General features: G+C 52.3%; 16 protein-coding genes. 12 read left to right on the forward strand and 4 right to left on the reverse strand.

What is annotated here, in order from left to right; translation table 11 throughout:
- Positions 1 to 287: 287 nt before the first annotated feature.
- The 10 genes from accA to IT781_RS06620 all read left to right on the forward strand — a co-directional run bounded on the left by accA (position 288) and on the right by IT781_RS06620 (position 10,015).
- On the forward strand, positions 288 to 1,256 hold the full coding sequence (gene accA, locus IT781_RS06575) for an acetyl-CoA carboxylase carboxyl transferase subunit alpha (protein WP_194969346.1): 969 nt from the start codon (positions 288 to 290) through the stop codon (positions 1,254 to 1,256).
- 68 nt (positions 1,257 to 1,324) lie between these two features.
- Positions 1,325 to 2,644, forward strand: coding sequence for a tRNA lysidine(34) synthetase TilS (tilS, locus tag IT781_RS06580; protein ID WP_194969347.1), 1,320 nt, complete (start codon positions 1,325 to 1,327; stop codon positions 2,642 to 2,644).
- Between the two features lie 136 nt (positions 2,645 to 2,780).
- A complete protein-coding gene (locus IT781_RS06585) occupies positions 2,781 to 4,412 on the forward strand; it encodes a CTP synthase (RefSeq protein WP_194969348.1) in 1,632 nt (543 codons plus the stop codon).
- On the forward strand, positions 4,412 to 5,245 hold the full coding sequence (kdsA, locus tag IT781_RS06590; RefSeq protein WP_194969349.1) for a 3-deoxy-8-phosphooctulonate synthase: 834 nt from the start codon (positions 4,412 to 4,414) through the stop codon (positions 5,243 to 5,245). The genes IT781_RS06585 and kdsA overlap by 1 nt, the downstream gene beginning before the upstream one ends.
- 19 nt (positions 5,246 to 5,264) lie before the next feature.
- Positions 5,265 to 6,545: a phosphopyruvate hydratase gene (gene eno / locus IT781_RS06595; protein ID WP_194969350.1), complete on the forward strand. Its 1,281-nt coding sequence runs from the start codon at positions 5,265 to 5,267 to the stop codon at positions 6,543 to 6,545.
- A gap of 68 nt (positions 6,546 to 6,613) precedes the next feature.
- The gene (gene ftsB, locus IT781_RS06600) at positions 6,614 to 6,883 is read left to right on the forward strand and encodes a cell division protein FtsB (protein WP_194969420.1); all 270 of its coding nucleotides are present in this window, start codon (positions 6,614 to 6,616) and stop codon (positions 6,881 to 6,883) included.
- 71 nt (positions 6,884 to 6,954) lie between these two features.
- A complete protein-coding gene (gene ispD, locus IT781_RS06605) occupies positions 6,955 to 7,647 on the forward strand; it encodes a 2-C-methyl-D-erythritol 4-phosphate cytidylyltransferase (protein WP_194969351.1) in 693 nt (230 codons plus the stop codon).
- Complete coding sequence (gene ispF, locus IT781_RS06610; RefSeq protein WP_194969352.1) at positions 7,644 to 8,117, forward strand: 2-C-methyl-D-erythritol 2,4-cyclodiphosphate synthase; 474 nt, start codon at positions 7,644 to 7,646, stop codon at positions 8,115 to 8,117. The genes ispD and ispF overlap by 4 nt, the downstream gene beginning before the upstream one ends.
- Positions 8,118 to 8,144: 27 nt before the next feature.
- The gene (gene truD, locus IT781_RS06615; protein WP_194969353.1) at positions 8,145 to 9,173 is read left to right on the forward strand and encodes a tRNA pseudouridine(13) synthase TruD; all 1,029 of its coding nucleotides are present in this window, start codon (positions 8,145 to 8,147) and stop codon (positions 9,171 to 9,173) included.
- Between the two features lie 14 nt (positions 9,174 to 9,187).
- Positions 9,188 to 10,015, forward strand: a complete 828-nt coding sequence (locus IT781_RS06620) for an undecaprenyl-diphosphate phosphatase (RefSeq protein WP_194969354.1) — start codon at positions 9,188 to 9,190, stop codon at positions 10,013 to 10,015.
- Here IT781_RS06620 and IT781_RS06625 read toward each other — a convergent pair.
- On the reverse strand, positions 10,012 to 10,578 hold the full coding sequence (locus tag IT781_RS06625; RefSeq protein ID WP_194969355.1) for a Smr/MutS family protein: 567 nt from the start codon (positions 10,576 to 10,578) through the stop codon (positions 10,012 to 10,014). The genes IT781_RS06620 and IT781_RS06625 overlap by 4 nt on opposite strands.
- A 74-nt stretch (positions 10,579 to 10,652) precedes the next feature.
- Between IT781_RS06625 and surE the strand changes: the two genes are divergently transcribed.
- Both surE and IT781_RS06635 read left to right on the forward strand, forming a co-directional pair.
- Positions 10,653 to 11,408, forward strand: a complete 756-nt coding sequence (surE, locus tag IT781_RS06630) for a 5'/3'-nucleotidase SurE (protein ID WP_194969356.1) — start codon at positions 10,653 to 10,655, stop codon at positions 11,406 to 11,408.
- Positions 11,405 to 12,067 carry a protein-L-isoaspartate(D-aspartate) O-methyltransferase gene (locus IT781_RS06635; RefSeq protein ID WP_194969357.1) on the forward strand — a complete coding sequence of 221 codons (663 nt, stop codon included), beginning with the start codon at positions 11,405 to 11,407 and terminating at the stop codon, positions 12,065 to 12,067. Before surE ends, IT781_RS06635 begins: the two co-directional genes overlap by 4 nt.
- A gap of 35 nt (positions 12,068 to 12,102) precedes the next feature.
- On the opposite strand, the gene IT781_RS06640 is transcribed toward IT781_RS06635, so the two are convergent.
- The 3 genes from IT781_RS06640 to IT781_RS06650 all read right to left on the reverse strand — a co-directional run bounded on the left by IT781_RS06640 (position 12,103) and on the right by IT781_RS06650 (position 16,583).
- The gene (locus tag IT781_RS06640) at positions 12,103 to 12,243 is read right to left on the reverse strand and encodes a hypothetical protein (RefSeq protein ID WP_194969358.1); all 141 of its coding nucleotides are present in this window, start codon (positions 12,241 to 12,243) and stop codon (positions 12,103 to 12,105) included.
- Positions 12,244 to 12,348: 105 nt separating this feature from the next.
- Entirely contained in the window at positions 12,349 to 15,471 is a 3,123-nt protein-coding gene (locus tag IT781_RS06645) for an efflux RND transporter permease subunit (protein ID WP_194969359.1), read from the reverse strand.
- A complete protein-coding gene (locus IT781_RS06650) occupies positions 15,468 to 16,583 on the reverse strand; it encodes an efflux RND transporter periplasmic adaptor subunit (RefSeq protein ID WP_194969360.1) in 1,116 nt (371 codons plus the stop codon). Before IT781_RS06650 ends, IT781_RS06645 begins: the two co-directional genes overlap by 4 nt.
- Positions 16,584 to 16,606: the final 23 nt, after the last annotated feature.

Below are 16,606 nucleotides of genomic sequence, written 5' to 3' on the forward strand. Positions count from 1 at the left end.
CTTTTCTTTCGACTGCATGGATGCAGGAGTTAGAGCAACGCAGGAGCAGTTGCCGGGGCCGCGCAAAGAAAAGGAACTCGCCTTCGGGTGCGAGAACCCGATTAAAATAATCCGTCGCGCCAGCGACACTTTACTAAACTGATCTGAATTCAACTTACTGCGTAACATCAGCTGCTTTTATTGAATGAAAATATCAGATGTACTTAAACAAACAGGAAATTTTTTAGAATTAAAAACGGTTTTTCTATAAAATCCCTTTTTCAGCAATATTTAACAGCCAAGTCTCCATGGATCTAAAATTCCTCGATTTTGAACAACCCATCGCTGAGCTAGAAGCGAAAATTGAAGAACTCCGCAATGTGGAGTTTGATAACAATATTAATATCTCAGAAGCGATTAAGCATCTCGAAGAAAAAAGTCTCGCATTGACCGAGTCGATTTTTTCCGATCTTTCCGACTGGCAAATTTCCCAATTATCCAGACATCCCGGTCGTCCATACACGCTGGATTATATCGAGCATATGTTTACCGATTTCCACGAGTTGCACGGCGATCGCACGTATGCCGACGATCCTGCTATCGTTTGCGGCCTGGCCAGGCTGGAAGGCCAGCCGGTAATGGTTATCGGCCATCAGAAAGGCCGCGATACGAAGGAAAAGATCTATCGCAATTTCGGCATGCCGCGCCCCGAAGGTTACCGCAAGGCGCTGCGGATCATGAAGATGGCCGAGCGCTTTAAAATGCCGATTATCTGCCTGATCGACACACCGGGCGCTTATCCGGGCATCGGCGCCGAGGAGCGCGGCCAAAGCGAGGCGATCGCCAGAAACCTGTTCGAAATGGCGAAGCTGAGAACGCCCATTATCTGTACGATTATCGGCGAGGGCGGTTCCGGCGGGGCCTTGGCCATCGGCGTCGGCGATCGGTTGATCATGCTCGAGTACAGTACGTATTCTGTTATTTCGCCGGAAGGCTGCGCATCCATTCTATGGAAAAGCGCCGATAAATCGCAGTTGGCGGCGGAAGCGATGGGCATTACCTCCGATCGTATCCGCGAGCAAGGCTTGCTGGACGAAGTGGTCAGAGAGCCATTGGGCGGCGGGCACAGAAATTTCCAGGCGACTGCCTTGAATTTAAGGGAAGCGCTGATCCGCCATATGGATGAATTAAAGCAGCAATCCGTTGAGAAAATGCTGGAAAAACGTTATCAGCGGCTTATGAGCTTCGGTTCCTTTATCGTCGAGGAGGGCCGTTAAATTCCGGCTTATCGGTCCGATCTTCAGGCCGGCTTTTGCCGGCCTTTTGTTTTTTTAGGCTATACGGCATGCTGTCATCATCAGTCATAGAATCGGCGCTGGATCAGGTTAAACCGGGCGCGCATCTTTATGTAGCCTATAGCGGCGGCGTCGATTCGCATGTTTTGCTGCATCTATGCGCATCAATGCCGGGACTCGCCGGTAGAATAACGGCGGTCTATGTCCATCATGGCCTGCAGGCGGAAGCCGATGCCTGGGCTACGCATTGCAGGAATGCGGCCGGAGCGCTCGGTGTTAGTTTTAAGGCGCTCTATGTCAATGCCGTTGCCGCGCCCGGAGAAAGTCCCGAGGAAGCGGCAAGAAACGCCCGATATAGCGCGTTAAAGGCTTTGATGGATGCAGACGATGTGCTGCTGGTGGCACAGCACAGGGATGATCAGCTGGAGACGGTATTGCTTCAGCTGTTCCGCGGCAGCGGCCTGCGCGGATTGTCCGGCATGCCCGAGCACATGGTTTTTGGCCGGGGCTTGATGCTCAGGCCATTGCTAAATGTGTCCAGGCAAGCGATAAGGCACTATGCAGAGGCGCACAAGCTGAGCTGGGTGGAAGATCCCAGCAATCTGCATATCGATTACGACCGCAATTTCCTGCGCAACATCATCGTGCCGCTGATCAAACAGCGCTGGTCGGCATGCGACAAAACGGTTGCCCGTTCGGCCAGACATTGCGCCGAGGCGCAGGCGTTGATCTCGGTCATTGCCGGCGATTTGTTTCATGCCGTTTTCAATGAAGCCGACAAAACATTGTCGATCAGCAGCTTGCAGCTATTAAACAAGCCCAGACAGCAGTTGGTCATCAGGCATTGGTTCCAGACGCTGGGCTTGAAAATGCCGGCCCAGGATTTTGTTGAACGGATTCTGAGCCAGATTGTTGCGGCAAGAGTCGGGAGTGATCCTGTGCTTTCCGGCCGGGGATACGATGTGCGGCGCTACCGGGATAAGCTGTATTGCCTGAAGCAGTCGCCAAAGCAGGCGTTGCAGGACATCAGCTGGCCTGTCGGGCAAGCTTCGCTGAAAACGGCCGATGGTCAGGTTTGGCTTTGTTTGCCTTCATCGACCGGCATATTGCGCGAGCGCTGGCTGAATGCCAACGTGGTCGTCAGATTTCGACGCGGCGGCGAAAAAATTTCATTGCCGGGCCGTAAAGGTCGCCACGTCCTTAAAAATCTGTTCCAGGAGGCAGGGATTCCGCCGTGGGAACGGGAGGGCATGCCGCTGATTTATTTGGATGACAAGCTCGCGGCTGTCGGCGATAAATGGATCAGTGCCGAATTTTACGCTGAAAAAACAGATGCCTGCATCAGGCTGTGCAGGCAAGGACAGGAATAAAGCTTGAAAGACCATGACGAATTTCCCATTGTCGATTAAAATGGGCATGTTTTGCGGCTCCATGGAAGGGAGAGCGGGGCAACGGGAGCAATCGCCACAACTGCATCAGTTATCATCTGAAGTCTAAAAATTCTACATGACAAAATACATTTTCATTACCGGCGGCGTCGTATCATCTCTTGGCAAGGGTATTGCGGCTTCCTCGCTGGCGGCTATTCTTGAGGCCCGTGGCCTTAAAGTCACCATGACCAAGCTGGACCCCTATATCAATGTGGATCCGGGCACCATGAGCCCTTTTCAGCATGGCGAGGTGTTCGTTACCGAAGACGGCGCCGAAACGGACCTGGACTTGGGTCATTACGAGCGGTTTCTTAAAACCACCATGGCCAAGAAAAATAATTTCACGACCGGCCAGATCTACGAAAGCGTGCTGCGCCGGGAGCGTAAAGGCGAATACCTGGGCGCGACGGTTCAGGTCATTCCGCATATCACCGATGAAATCAAGCGCCGTGTTTATCAAAGCGCCGAAGGCATGGATGTGGCGCTGATCGAAGTCGGCGGCACGGTCGGCGATATCGAGTCGCTGCCTTTCCTGGAAGCCATCCGTCAGTTGCGCGTCGAGTTGGGCGCCGACAGATCATTGTTCATCCATTTAACGTTGGTTCCGTATATCCGTTCCGCCGGCGAAATCAAAACCAAACCTACTCAACATTCGGTCAAGGAATTGCGTACTATCGGCATACAGCCCGATATCCTGATCTGCCGTTCTGAACAGCCGGTGCCGATCAGCGAGCGGCGCAAAATCGCCTTGTTCACCAATGTCGAGGAAAAAGCGGTCATCACGGCCGTCGATGCCGACTCGATCTATCGCATTCCGCTGCTGCTGCATGATCAAGGCCTGGACGACATCGTCGTGCATAAATTGCGGCTGGATGTGCCGCCGGCCGATTTGACCGAATGGCAAAATGTGGTTGATGCGTTGACTCACCCGACCGATGAGGTCAATATCGCCATCGTCGGCAAATATGTTGATCATACCGATGCCTATAAGTCGCTGAGTGAAGCCTTGATTCATGCCGGCATCCGCACGCGCCATAAAGTCAATATCCATTACATCGATTCCGAAATCATCGAGGACGAAGGCGTATCGCGTTTGAAAAATGTCGATGCGATTCTGGTACCGGGCGGTTTCGGCGAGCGCGGCGTGGAAGGCAAAATCGCCACAGTCAGATTCGCACGTGAGAACAAGATCCCTTATCTGGGCATTTGCCTGGGCATGCAGGTTGCCGTGATCGAGTATGCGCGCGACGTAGCCGGCCTTGAAGGCGCGCACAGTACGGAGTTCCTGCCGAAATCACCGCATCCGGTCATCGGTCTGATTACCGAATGGATGGCTGAAAGCGGCCAGATCGAAACGCGCGACGAAAACTCCGATTTAGGCGGAACCATGCGTCTGGGCGGCCAGCAATGTCTGCTGCAGCCTGACTCATTGGCTTTCCAGCTTTATCAGAAAGACGTGATTACCGAAAGGCATCGCCATCGCTATGAGTTCAACAATCAGTATGTTGAAAAACTCGAGAAAGCCGGCATGCGCTTTTCAGGCAAATCCATCGACGGCCGGCTGGTGGAGGTCATTGAGATCCCGGATCACCCATGGTTCCTGGCTTGTCAGTTCCATCCTGAATTCACGTCAACGCCGAGAAAAGGTCATCCATTGTTTTCAGGATTCGTCATTGCCGCATCCAAACACAAAAAGGGAACGCTATAATGAAGCTGTGCCATTTTGAAGCCGGCCTCGACCAGCCTTTCTTTCTGATCGCCGGCACCTGCGTCATCGAGAGCGAGCAAATGGCGCTGGATACGGCGGGCTATCTCAAGGAGATCACGTCGGCATTGAACATTCCGTTCATTTACAAGTCATCCTTTGACAAGGCCAACCGCTCTTCGCATGAAAGTTACCGCGGGCCCGGCGTGGAACGGGGACTGAAAATCCTGGAAAAGGTCAAACAGCAGATCCGCGTACCGGTATTGACCGATGTGCATGAAGACACGCCGCTGGCGGAAGTGGCCTCGGTCGTCGACGTTATGCAGACGCCGGCCTTTCTATGCCGGCAGACCAATTTCATTCAGGACGTGGCTAGGCAGGGCATTCCGGTCAATATCAAGAAAGGCCAGTTTCTGGCTCCCTGGGATATGATCCATGCCGCCAATAAAGCCAAGGCGACAGGCAACCAGCAGATCATGGTCTGCGAGCGCGGCGTATCGTTCGGCTACAACAATCTGGTGTCCGACATGCGTTCACTGGCGGTCATGAGAGACACCGGCTGCCCGGTCGTTTACGACGCGACGCATTCAGTGCAGTTGCCGGGCGGACAGGGCACGTCTTCCGGCGGGCAGCGCGAATTTGTGCCGGTGCTGGCAAGAGCTGCCATGGCCGTCGGCATTGCCGGGCTGTTCATGGAGACGCATCCGAATCCGGCGGAAGCCTTGAGCGATGGCCCGAATTCCTGGCCGCTGCGCAGAATGAAGGAACTGCTGGAAACCTTAGCCACGATCGATCGGGCCGTTAAATCCACTCATCTCATAGAAACAACCCTATAACAATAAAGGAGTCATCAGCATGGCCAAAATAGTCGATATTCGCGCTAGAGAAATTCTTGATTCGCGAGGCAATCCAACTGTTGAAGCGGAGGTTGTTTTAGCTTCCGGCGTGACAGGCAGCGCCATGGTGCCTTCCGGCGCATCAACGGGTGAGCGCGAAGCAATAGAACTGCGTGACGGCGATAAAAGCCGTTATCTGGGCAAAGGCGTACTGAATGCCGTAGCCAACGTCAACGCTGAAATTCGTGCCGCGATTATCGGCATGGATGCGGACGACCAGGCCGGCATCGATCAAAAAATGCTTGCACTGGACGGCACCGACAATAAAGGCCGTTTAGGCGCTAACGCCATTTTGTCCGTCTCCATGGCGGCTGCCCATGCGGCGGCCAAGGAAGCAGGCCTGCCTTTATACCGTCATCTGAACAAGAGCGGCGAGTTCATCATGCCGGTGCCGATGATGAACATCATCAATGGCGGCTCGCATGCGGACAATAGCGTCGATCTGCAGGAATTCATGATTTTGCCGGTAGGCGCGCCTTCCTTCCGTGAAGCGATCCGTTATGGTGCAGAAGTGTTCCATAATCTGAAAAAAGTATTGACATCGAAAGGCTTGGCCACAACGGTCGGCGACGAAGGCGGATTTGCGCCGAACCTCAGCTCCAACGAAGAAGCGATTGCCGTCATTATCGAAGCGATAGAAACGGCCGGTTACAAGCCGGGCGTTGACATCTGCCTGGGCCTGGATGCGGCCAGCTCCGAATATTTCAAAAACGGCCGTTATGAATTGTCGGCGGAAGGCAAAAGCTTCGATTCAGCCCAAATGACCGACTTTTTCATGGACTGGGTCATGAAATACCCGATTATCTCGATCGAAGACGGCCTGGATCAGAATGATTGGACCGGCTGGAAGATGCTGACCGAAAAATTGGGCAACCAGATCCAGTTGGTCGGCGATGACCTGTTTGTGACTAACCCGGCCATCCTGAGAGAAGGCATCGACAAAAATATCGCCAATTCCATCCTGATCAAGCTCAATCAGATCGGCACGCTGTCCGAAACGCTGGATGCGATCAACATGGCGCAGGCCGGCGGTTATTCTGCGGTTGTTTCGCACCGTTCCGGCGAAACCGAAGACACCACGATTGCCGATTTGGCCGTGGCGACCGGTACCGGCCAGATCAAGACCGGTTCCTTGAGCCGCTCCGACCGGGTAGCCAAATATAACCGTCTGATGAAAATCGAGGATGAATTGGGCAGCTTGGCCAAATACGCTGGCCGTAGCGCATTCAAAATGCTGTAATTCAGCTGGATTCTGGAATGATGCAGGGCGGTTAACAACCGCCCGTTATCCGTTCCGAGGGTGAGCCAATCAAAAGTCTTATCGTAATTATCATCTTGCTGACCATTCATCTCCAATACCGTTTATGGTATGGCGATGGCAGCATTCGGGAAATTCACGCGTATCAGCAGCGTCTTGACGAGCTGAAGGAACAAGTGGAGGAGAAAAAAGCGCGCAACGAAACGCTTTACGCCGAGGTGCTGGACTTGAGAAAAGGGCAGGCCGCCATAGAGGAAAGAGCCCGCTATGAGTTAGGCATGATTAGAGAAGATGAGACGTTCTTCCAGGTTTTGGAATAATAATCGGATTATAGTAGCGGGCTTGAATATGGCCCGGCCTGGATAAAATCCTATCGTTTGACTAGTAATAAATGACCGAATCCACAAAATTCTGGGGCATTGTGCCTGCGGCCGGCGTCGGCAAACGCATGCAGGCCGACAGGCCCAAGCAATACCTTGAACTGGCCGGCAAAACCGTGATTGAGCAAACGCTATCGCGATTGCTGCAAGCCGATGTTTTTGAAGCTATTGCCGTTGCCATCTCCAGTGACGATCCTTATTGGCCGCAATTGCCGATAGCGCAGCATGAAAAGATTCTGACCGCGGCCGGCGGCAAGGAGCGCGCCGATTCAGTGCTTTCGGCACTGAAATCCATAAGCGGTAAAGCATCGGATAGTGATTGGGTCCTGGTGCACGATGCGGCCCGGCCTTGCATCACCGCTTCCGATATTCATCACCTGATTGCCTGCCTGATCCATGACGACGTGGGCGGCATACTGGCTTTGTCTTCGCACGATACCTTGAAAAATGTACAGGACGGCCGAATTGCCGGCACGCTGAACAGGAACCATATCTGGCGGGCGCTGACGCCGCAAATGTTCCGCTACGGCACATTAAAAACCGCCCTGGAAGAAGCCGAAGGCAATCCGGCCATTACTGATGAAGCCAGCGCGCTGGAATTGAAAGGGCTGCAGCCGAAAATCGTCGAAGGCCGCCCCGACAATATCAAGATCACACGGCCCGAAGATTTACCTTTAGCACAATTTTATTTGGAACAACAATGATCAGAGTTGGACAAGGTTATGATGTGCATCGCTTTAAAGAAGGCGAATACATCATTTTAGGCGGCGTAAAAATAGACTATGAAAAAGGCCTGGAGGCGCATTCCGACGGCGATGTCGTGCTGCATGCCTTAAGCGATGCCCTGCTGGGTGCGGCGGCGCTGGGCGATATCGGCAAGCATTTTCCCGATACCGATCCCGAGTTTAAAGGCGCCGACAGCCGTGTTTTGCTGCGCCATGTTTACCGCATTGTGCAGGAAAAAGGTTACAGCCTGGCCAATGCCGATATCACGATTATCGCTCAGGCGCCGAAAATGGCGCCCCATATCGGCGCAATGTGCCGCAATATCGCCGACGATCTGAAAGTTGACATCGATTGCGTCAATGTCAAGGCGACCACGACGGAAAAGCTCGGCTTCGAAGGCCGCAAAGAGGGCATAGCCGTTCAGGCAGTTGTCTTGATAGAAAAATAACCCGTTATCTGATAAGCCGAGCCTAATTTGACGCAATTGATTGAAATACCTGAGTGGCCCTGTGTTTACGGCGGGCCTGCCGGCCGCGGCAACATCCGCACAGTACCGGAAGATTTTATCGTCGACGAACATCTGTCCTTTGAGCCGGCAGGCGCCGGCGAGCATGTGTTTCTGCGCATAGAAAAAAAGGATGAAAACACCGACTACGTAGCTAGGCAATTGGCCCGTTTTGCCAATGTCAGGCAGCGCGATGTCAGCTATGCCGGCCTGAAAGACCGGCATGCCGTCACGACGCAGTGGTTCAGCGTCTGGCTGCCGGGCAAGGCAGATCCCGACTGGGCACAGTTTGCATCCGATAATGTCAAGGTTCTTGAATCTGTCCGCCATGCCAAAAAATTAAAACGCGGCGTTCTGTCCGGCAATAGTTTCAAAATCGTCGTGCGGGAATGGCAGGGCGATCAGGAACAAACCCTTGCCCGGCTGGAAGCCATCAAAGCGGGCGGCATCGCCAATTATTTCGGCCCCCAGCGTTTCGGCCATGAAGGCCGCAATGTCAGCAAGGCTCTGGCGTTGTTTCAGGGCATGAAAGTCAAACGCGAGCAGCGCAGCATCTATTTATCGGCGGCTCGCTCTTATCTTTTCAATCAGATTCTGGCCTACCGGATCACGCAGCAAACCTGGGATCAGGCGATTGCCGGCGATACTTATATGTTCGATCAGTCGCATAGCTGTTTCAAATCGGATCAGCCCGATCAGGACATCATCCGGCGGCTGCAGGCGAAAGAAATACATCCAACAGGTGCCTTGTGGGGCAAAGGTGAGCCGGGTGTATCGGCCGATGCTCGGGCGATTGAGCAAGCCGTTGCCGATAAATACGGAGATCTGGCTCAGGGCCTGGTCAATGCCGATGTGGAGTGCGACCGGCGCGCGCTACGGGTGAACGTCCGTAATCTGCAATGGCAATTTATCGATGACCAGGCATTGGCGCTGAGTTTTACCTTACCGGCCGGCAGTTACGCGACGGCGGTATTACGCGAAATTATCGAAGAAGTATAAACAAAGAGACAACAATGGATTTAATACTCGCTTTAAAAGCTTTCATTTTGGGTGTCGTCGAAGGACTGACCGAATTTCTGCCTATCTCCAGTACCGGACACTTGATCCTGGTCGGCGATTTGCTGAGTTTTAACGATGAAACCGGCAAGGTTTTTGAAATTGTGATTCAGACAGGCGCCATTCTGGCGATCTGCTGGGAGTACCGGGCCAAGATCGGCAGGACCATCGCTGGCTTATTGAAATGGCAGCCCGAGGCGCTCAAATTTACTGTCAATCTGGCGATTGCCTTCTTGCCGCTGGCGATTTTGGGCTTGTTATTCGGCAGCCTGATTAAAGCGCATCTGTTCAAACCGATTCCTGTCGCGTCAGCTTTCATTATCGGTGCCTTCATCATTTTCTGGGCCGAAAAAAGAGAGCATAAGATCCGCATTCATGAAGTTGAGGATTTAACCGCGATGGATGCGTTAAAGCTCGGCTTTGCGCAGGCCCTGGCACTGATACCGGGCACGTCCCGCTCCGGGTCGACGATTATTGGCGGTTTATTATTCGGCTTGTCGCGCAAGGCGTCGACCGAGTTTTCTTTCTTCCTGGCCATACCGACTTTAATTATCGCCAGCATTTACGATTTATATAAGCACCGCGAATTGCTGCACAGTACAGACTTGCCTGTATTTGCTGTCGGTTTGGTCGCGGCTTTTTTCAGCGCTTTGTTAGCCGTGCGCGCCTTGCTTCGCTATATCAGCCATCATGATTTTACCGCGTTTGCCTGGTACAGGATCGTGTTCGGCGTGCTGGTCATCGGCACGGCCTATAGCGGCTTAGTACAATGGACCGTGGATTAAAAGAACTCGTTATCGTTCCGGTATTTCTCGGCGACGTGCAATAGCACAAAAACCGCGCCGGCGCCGCCGTCTTTGGGCGGCGCCGAGCAAAAAGCCTGAACGTCCTTGTGCTGCCTGAGCCATAGGTTAAGGTTGTTTTTCAGAACAGGAAGATTATCGGGCGAGCGATAGCCCTTGCCATGTACGATATGCACACAACGGCAGCCGTCTTCTACGCACATGTGCAGAAATCTGAGCAACTGGCGCTTGGCTTCATTGCTGCTTAGTCCATGCAGGTCGATTTCGGCGTCGAGGCCAAAATAGCCGCGACGCAGTTTCTTTAAGACATTTTTTTGCAGGCCCGGCGAAAGAAAGCTCATTGTGTCTTCAAGACTCACGCTTTCAAGATCTATTTCAGCCTTATCGATTAAATAGGCCTCCATATCGACAGAGGCCGGTTTGGGAAAAGGCTTGGGTTTTTTATCTTCTGTAAACAGTACCTTATCGTCTTTTACAGTCGTTACCTTTCCGACCGTCTGGCGAAATAAATGGCTGTCTTCTGGAGTGAGATTTTTTTTTACCACGAAAGCTGATTTTGAAGAGTATTGTTGCTAAGATGTGAAATTCTATAGCTTATTTTGCTTCAGGGCGACTGATAATGCACATTTTGTTAAGTAATGATGACGGGTACTTGGCTGAAGGGCTCTGTGCGCTGGCGGATGTATTGCGCAAACATGCCGACTTATCAGTGGTTGCACCGGACAGGAACCGCAGCGCTGCAAGCAATTCTTTGACACTGGAAAGGCCTTTGCGGATGGCCGTTGCTGAAAACGGTTTCGTTCGAGTGGACGGCACGCCGACCGATTGCGTGCACTTGGCTGTCACGGGACTGTTGGAACATGAGCCCGACATGGTTTTTGCCGGCATCAACCATGGCGCAAATCTGGGCGATGATGTGCTCTATTCCGGAACCGTCGCCGCGGCAACCGAAGGCCGCTTTCTGGGGCTTCCCGCCATCGCCATCTCTCTGGCATCAAGCAATCCGACCCATTTTGATACAGCCGCGCATGTGGCAGTGACGCTGCTGCAGCAATTGATCAAGCACCCTTTGCCGCAGGATACCATCCTGAACGTCAATGTGCCCGATGTGACCATAAAGGATCTGAGGGGCTATCAGGCTACGCGCTTGGGTCAGCGGCATAAAGCCGAACCGGTGGTCAAGACTAATGACCCTCGCGGGCGCATTATTTATTGGGTAGGGCCGCCGGGAACAGAACAGGATGCCGGGCCCGGAACTGACTTTTATGCCGTTAATACAGGTTATGTGTCAGTTACGCCTTTACAAGTCGATTTAACCCGGTATGAGCGCATAAATGCTATAAAGGAATGGTTGCCTAAGGAGAACGGCTTATGATGCAACGATTGCAAGGGATCGGCATGACTTCCCGGCGTACCCGGGAGCGCATGGTCAGCCGCTTATCGCAACAGGGCATTAAAAACAATAAAATCCTCGATGCGATGTGCAATACGCCGCGGCATATTTTCATGGATGAGGCATTGTCGAGCCGGGCGTATGAAGATGTCGCTTTGCCTATCGGCTATAATCAGACTATCTCTCAACCTTATATCGTCGCCAGAATGACGGAATTGCTGCTCGAGTTCGGCCGTCTGGAAAAAGTGCTTGAGATCGGTACCGGTTGCGGTTATCAGACCGCCATTCTGGCGCAGCTGGTCGATCACGTGTATTCCATAGAGAGAATCTGGCCTTTGCAGAGAAAAGCCAAAAGCCATTTGTGGGATTTAAAACTGAAGAACGTCAGTTTTCTGCATGGCGACGGCATCCTGGGCTGGCCGAAACATGCGCCCTATGACGGCATCCTTGTGTCGGCTGCACCGTCTGAGGTTCCTAATACGCTGCTGCAGCAGATGGCGTTGGGCGGCGTCATGATCGTTCCGGTCGGCAAAGCAGGCAATCAGCGGTTGCAACGGGTTATCCGCATACAAGGCGGATTTGAAGTTGAAGAACTGGAGCCGGTAAGTTTTGTGCCTTTTTTGCCAGGAACGGAAATGTGATGTTCCAGAAATTATATGATAAGCGCTGCCATGGCCTAAACATCGGCATTAAGTTTTGCCGAATCCTCATTCTTTCCGATACCGCCTTCCATCATGCTGGCGCCGATGGCTTTGTTGCAGCCCGATAGAGCCTTTCGACTGGCGACGTTGACCACAATCGCTCCGGTTCTGGGCAATTGTCGCGTTAGTGATTGCGGGTGCCGGCATTTAAACTGTTGCAGTAGGGTTGATGTTTGCGGGAGTCAATATTTTCTGTGAGTATTGTTGGCACTACAATTTTCTTAATGAGGCGGTGCTATCGCATCCAGTTCTTGTTCTTCCGGAGTAGGCGATTTGATGCGCGGCTCGAATAACCGATAGAGAATAGGCACCAGCAGAACCGTCATAACGGTAGCGCTGAATAGCCCCCAGACAATCACGGTAGCCAAGGGGCGCTGTACATCCGAACCCAGCCCGGTAGCGAGCGATGCAGGTACCAGGCCGAGAATAGCGACTAATGATGCCACCAGAATGGGTCGGATGCAGCGCACAGAGCCTTCGGTAATGGCTTGATCCATAGGCATGCCGGCAAGGCGTAATTCAGTAATGGTTCTTATGATCAGCACGCCATTCATAAGCGAAACTCCAAAAACCGCTGCGAAGCCGACGCCTGAGGAGACGTTCAAATTCATGCCCCGAAGATAAAGGGCAGTGGCACCGCCCACGAAGGCGAAAGGAATCGCAAACAGTAGCGACAGCGATGCCCGCAACGAGCCGAATGTCACCAGCAGCAGAAGAAATATGACGCCGATGCTTGAAGGCACAAGTATTTTGAAATGCTGGGCAGCCCGTTCAAGATTCTCAAACATCCCCAGCCAGGCTATGCGATAGCCGCTGGGCGCTTCAATTTCCCGTTTGAACAACCGTTGTGCATCGGATACAAAACCGCCCTGGTCGCGTCCGACGATATCCGTCCTCACGGTCAATCGGCGTCTTCCATCTGCTCGGGCAATTAATGTCTGCCCATCGATAATATCAATATGAGCAACCTGGGCTAGCGGGATAGGTATGCCGTCAGCATTATAGACAGGCAGACGCCCGATCGCGGCCGGTGAACGTAAAACTTCTTTCGCGAATCGGGCAACAATATCAACGCGCCGTTCACCTTCAAACAGGAGGCCGATAGGCGCGCCGCCGATAGCCACGTCAATGAGCTGCGTGACATCTTCTACATTGACATTGTAGCGGGCGCACAGGGCTCGGTCGGGGCTTATGACCAACTGCGGCTGAGGGCCTTCCTGTTCGATAGCGACATCCACTGCGCCTGGAACTTTGCTGACCAGCGCTTGAGTTTTTCTCGCCAGATTCAATAAAACGCCCAAATCGGCGCCGGAAAATTCAACCGCCAGATTGGCCGAGGTGCCGTTGGCATCTTCCGTCACGCTATCTATGATCGGTTGAGTGAAATTGAAGCGGGTGGTCGGAAACTCGCTACGGAAGCGAGATCCTAAGGCGGCAAGCAGCTCCTGTTTACGTGTGAACTGGACCCATTGGTCTCGCGGCTTCGGGCTAATCAGCATTTCAACTCGACTGGGCGGAAAAGGATCGGTACCGCTATCGCTGCGGCCCGCTTGAACGACAATAAAATCTATATCCGGAAACTCAGTGATAATCTCGCGCAGCCGTTTGCCGAACTTTGATGATTGTTGTAAAGAGGTCCCTTCAGGAAAATTCGCACGCACCCAGATAACACCTTCATCCATATAGGGCAAAAACTCTGTGCCGAGACGAGGAATCACTAATGCCAGAATGCCGGCAAGCACAGCGACTGAAACTCCAATTGCCTGCCAGCGATAATGTAATAAAAACTTGAGCACGGCAGCATAACGAGGATAAAGCCAGGTTAATATCGGATTTTCCCAATCGCGATAACCTTTTTTAAACAAGATGCTGGATAGAACAGGCACCACAAACAGCGCATATAACATGGCGCCAAACAAGGCGAACAAAATAGTCAGAGCCATAGGACGAAATAACAGTCCCTCTATATGCGTCAGAGTCAGCAACGGCAAGAAAGCGCCTACTATCATCAGGATTGAGAAAAAGACAGGGCGCTCTACCTGCAAAGCCGCAAGCAATACCGTTTTCGCCGCGCTGGTATGTTCATTTTTTTGCGTCGCATCATGTAAACGATGGGCGATGTTTTCCGCCATAATGACAGAGCCGTCGACGATGATACCGAAATCAATGGCGCCGATTGAGAGTAAGCCGATCGGAATGCCGAAAGCGTTCATCATTACCAGGGCAAACAATAATGAAAAAGGAATGGTCAAGGCCACTATTAATGCCAGAGAAGGGCGTCCCAGAAAGAACAGTAATACCACAGTAACCAGTGATATCCCTAAAAGCACGCTATGGCCTACGGTGTGCAGTGTCGTGTCAACCAATTGGGTGCGATCATAGAATGGCGCCAGCTTGACGCCTTCCGGCAAATCAATCTGATTAAGATCAGCGATCACCGTCTTGACATGATCCAATGTATCCGAAGTGTTTTCTCCTCGGCGCATCAGGACAATGCCTTCAATGGATTCGTCTTTGTTATCTTTGCTCAGAATTCCGGACGGTATTTTGGCACCGACTTCCACATCGGCTACGTCATGCACATAAATTGGGGTTCCGCCGACGGATTTAACGAAAATGTTGCCAATTTCCGATATATCCTGCAAAGCGCCTTTACCCCGAATGACAAAAGACATGCTCCCTCGTGACAGCACGCTGCCGCCGGCGCTCTCATTGTTAGATTGTACGGCATCGACAATATCATTAAGAGATAGCCCAAAACGTTTTAATTGCGACGGATGCAGCAGTATTGTGTATTGTTTTTCATAACCGCCGAAGTTGGTAACATCAGCGACGCCGGCTGCGCGCAACAGATGAGGAATGACTATCCAATCATTGATTGACCGAAGCTCGATAAGGTCATAGCGACCATCCGATATCAGCTCATAGCGCAGTATTTCACCGTATGCTGTCGCCAGTGGGCCCAATTCGGCCGATGCGCCATTAGGCAGATTAATATTGGTGAGCTTTTCCTCTACGCGCTGTCTGGCCCAATAGCTCTCAACCCCTTCTTCGAAAGTCAGCTGAACCACCGACAGGCCGAAAATCGTTCGGGAACGTATATTCACCACGCGGGGGACATTGCGCATCTCAATTTCTACCGGTACGGTCACCTGGCGCTCCACTTCTTCGGGCGCTCGGCCTGGAAAGACCGTTATAACCTGAACCATCTGTGAAGATATGTCAGGATAGGCGTCGACCTGCATTCTCGAAAATGACCATAAGCCGAGAATAATCACTATGAGGGTGCCGCTTAAAATCATCAAGCGATAATGCATCGCCTTATTGAGTAATTGCGGAATCATCGTGTCACTCCTGCAGACCCTGGCGTATTCCCGGCTTCTTCGCCCTGCAGCGACTGAACCAGCATCGGTTTTAGCAAAATGGCGCCGTTGCCGATAATACGCTCGCCACCTTGCAGGCCCTTAAGAATCTCAATGCGATCATCAATACTTTCACCGACCTCTACTTTGGTGATGCGCCATAAGCCAGGCTCGGCTCCAATCAATACATAATCGGCATCCCCGCTGTGCAGGACGCCATCAACCGGAACCATAATGGCTTCCCGCGGGTCGGTGCCCAGGCCGATTTCTGCATACATGCCTGGTTTAAATTGATTAGCCTGATCATTTAATTCAAAAAACACCCGTAGTGTATGTCTTTCAGCCGATAGGGTGGGCGCCAGGCTGCGTACCTTGCCGAAAAACGCCTGATTGGGAATCCCATAAAATCGCGCTACACAGGACTGGCCTGCCGATACAAGACCAATTTTCAATTCGGGCACGTCAGCCATAATCAAAGAAACGCCGGGATTGGAGCTCTGCAATAGAAGAGGGTCCACGCCTTCCTGCAACAGCTTTCTCTCGAGCGCCGCACTATTGCGAGTGGCTACAGTGAGCGCCGTTTCAGCCTCATAGACGTCTTTCTGGCCTTCCAATTGAACCTCGAGTAAGTTGGCTTCCGCGGCGGTCAAGTCGCGAATTGCTTCCGTACCGGTGGCAACCAGCTTTCTGAGGCGCTCAACAACCAGCTTTTGGGAATTAAATTGCGTTGCGGTAAGTTCGCGAATTTTTACCAAACGTTTGGCATTGAAATCTTTTTCAGCCTGGGCTCTTAGCCAGTCGGCATAAACGCCGGATAACTCAATACTGTTAAACTGCCAGCGGTCTTCTTTAGGCGTCGAGCCGATAGGAAGGTGTGCAACAACGGCGCCGGTCACTACCAGCAAAGGCGTACTGATGCGCTTTTTTTGTACAGTCGAGATGTCGAATTTCTTTTCCAGCAAGCTTCCGGGTTTGACCTCAATCAGCCCCGGCTCAATCAGTTGAACGACTTTCGGCGCTCCCGCGGCGGTGAATTTTTTTTGATCCGACGCCGCTTCCTGCCATGATTTACCTATCAAGATAGTCAATACCATACCGGCCACCAGTATTGTTTTTG

It is taken from the genome of Methylobacter sp. BlB1 (assembly GCF_015476545.1).
Lineage (GTDB): Bacteria > Pseudomonadota > Gammaproteobacteria > Methylococcales > Methylomonadaceae > Methylobacter.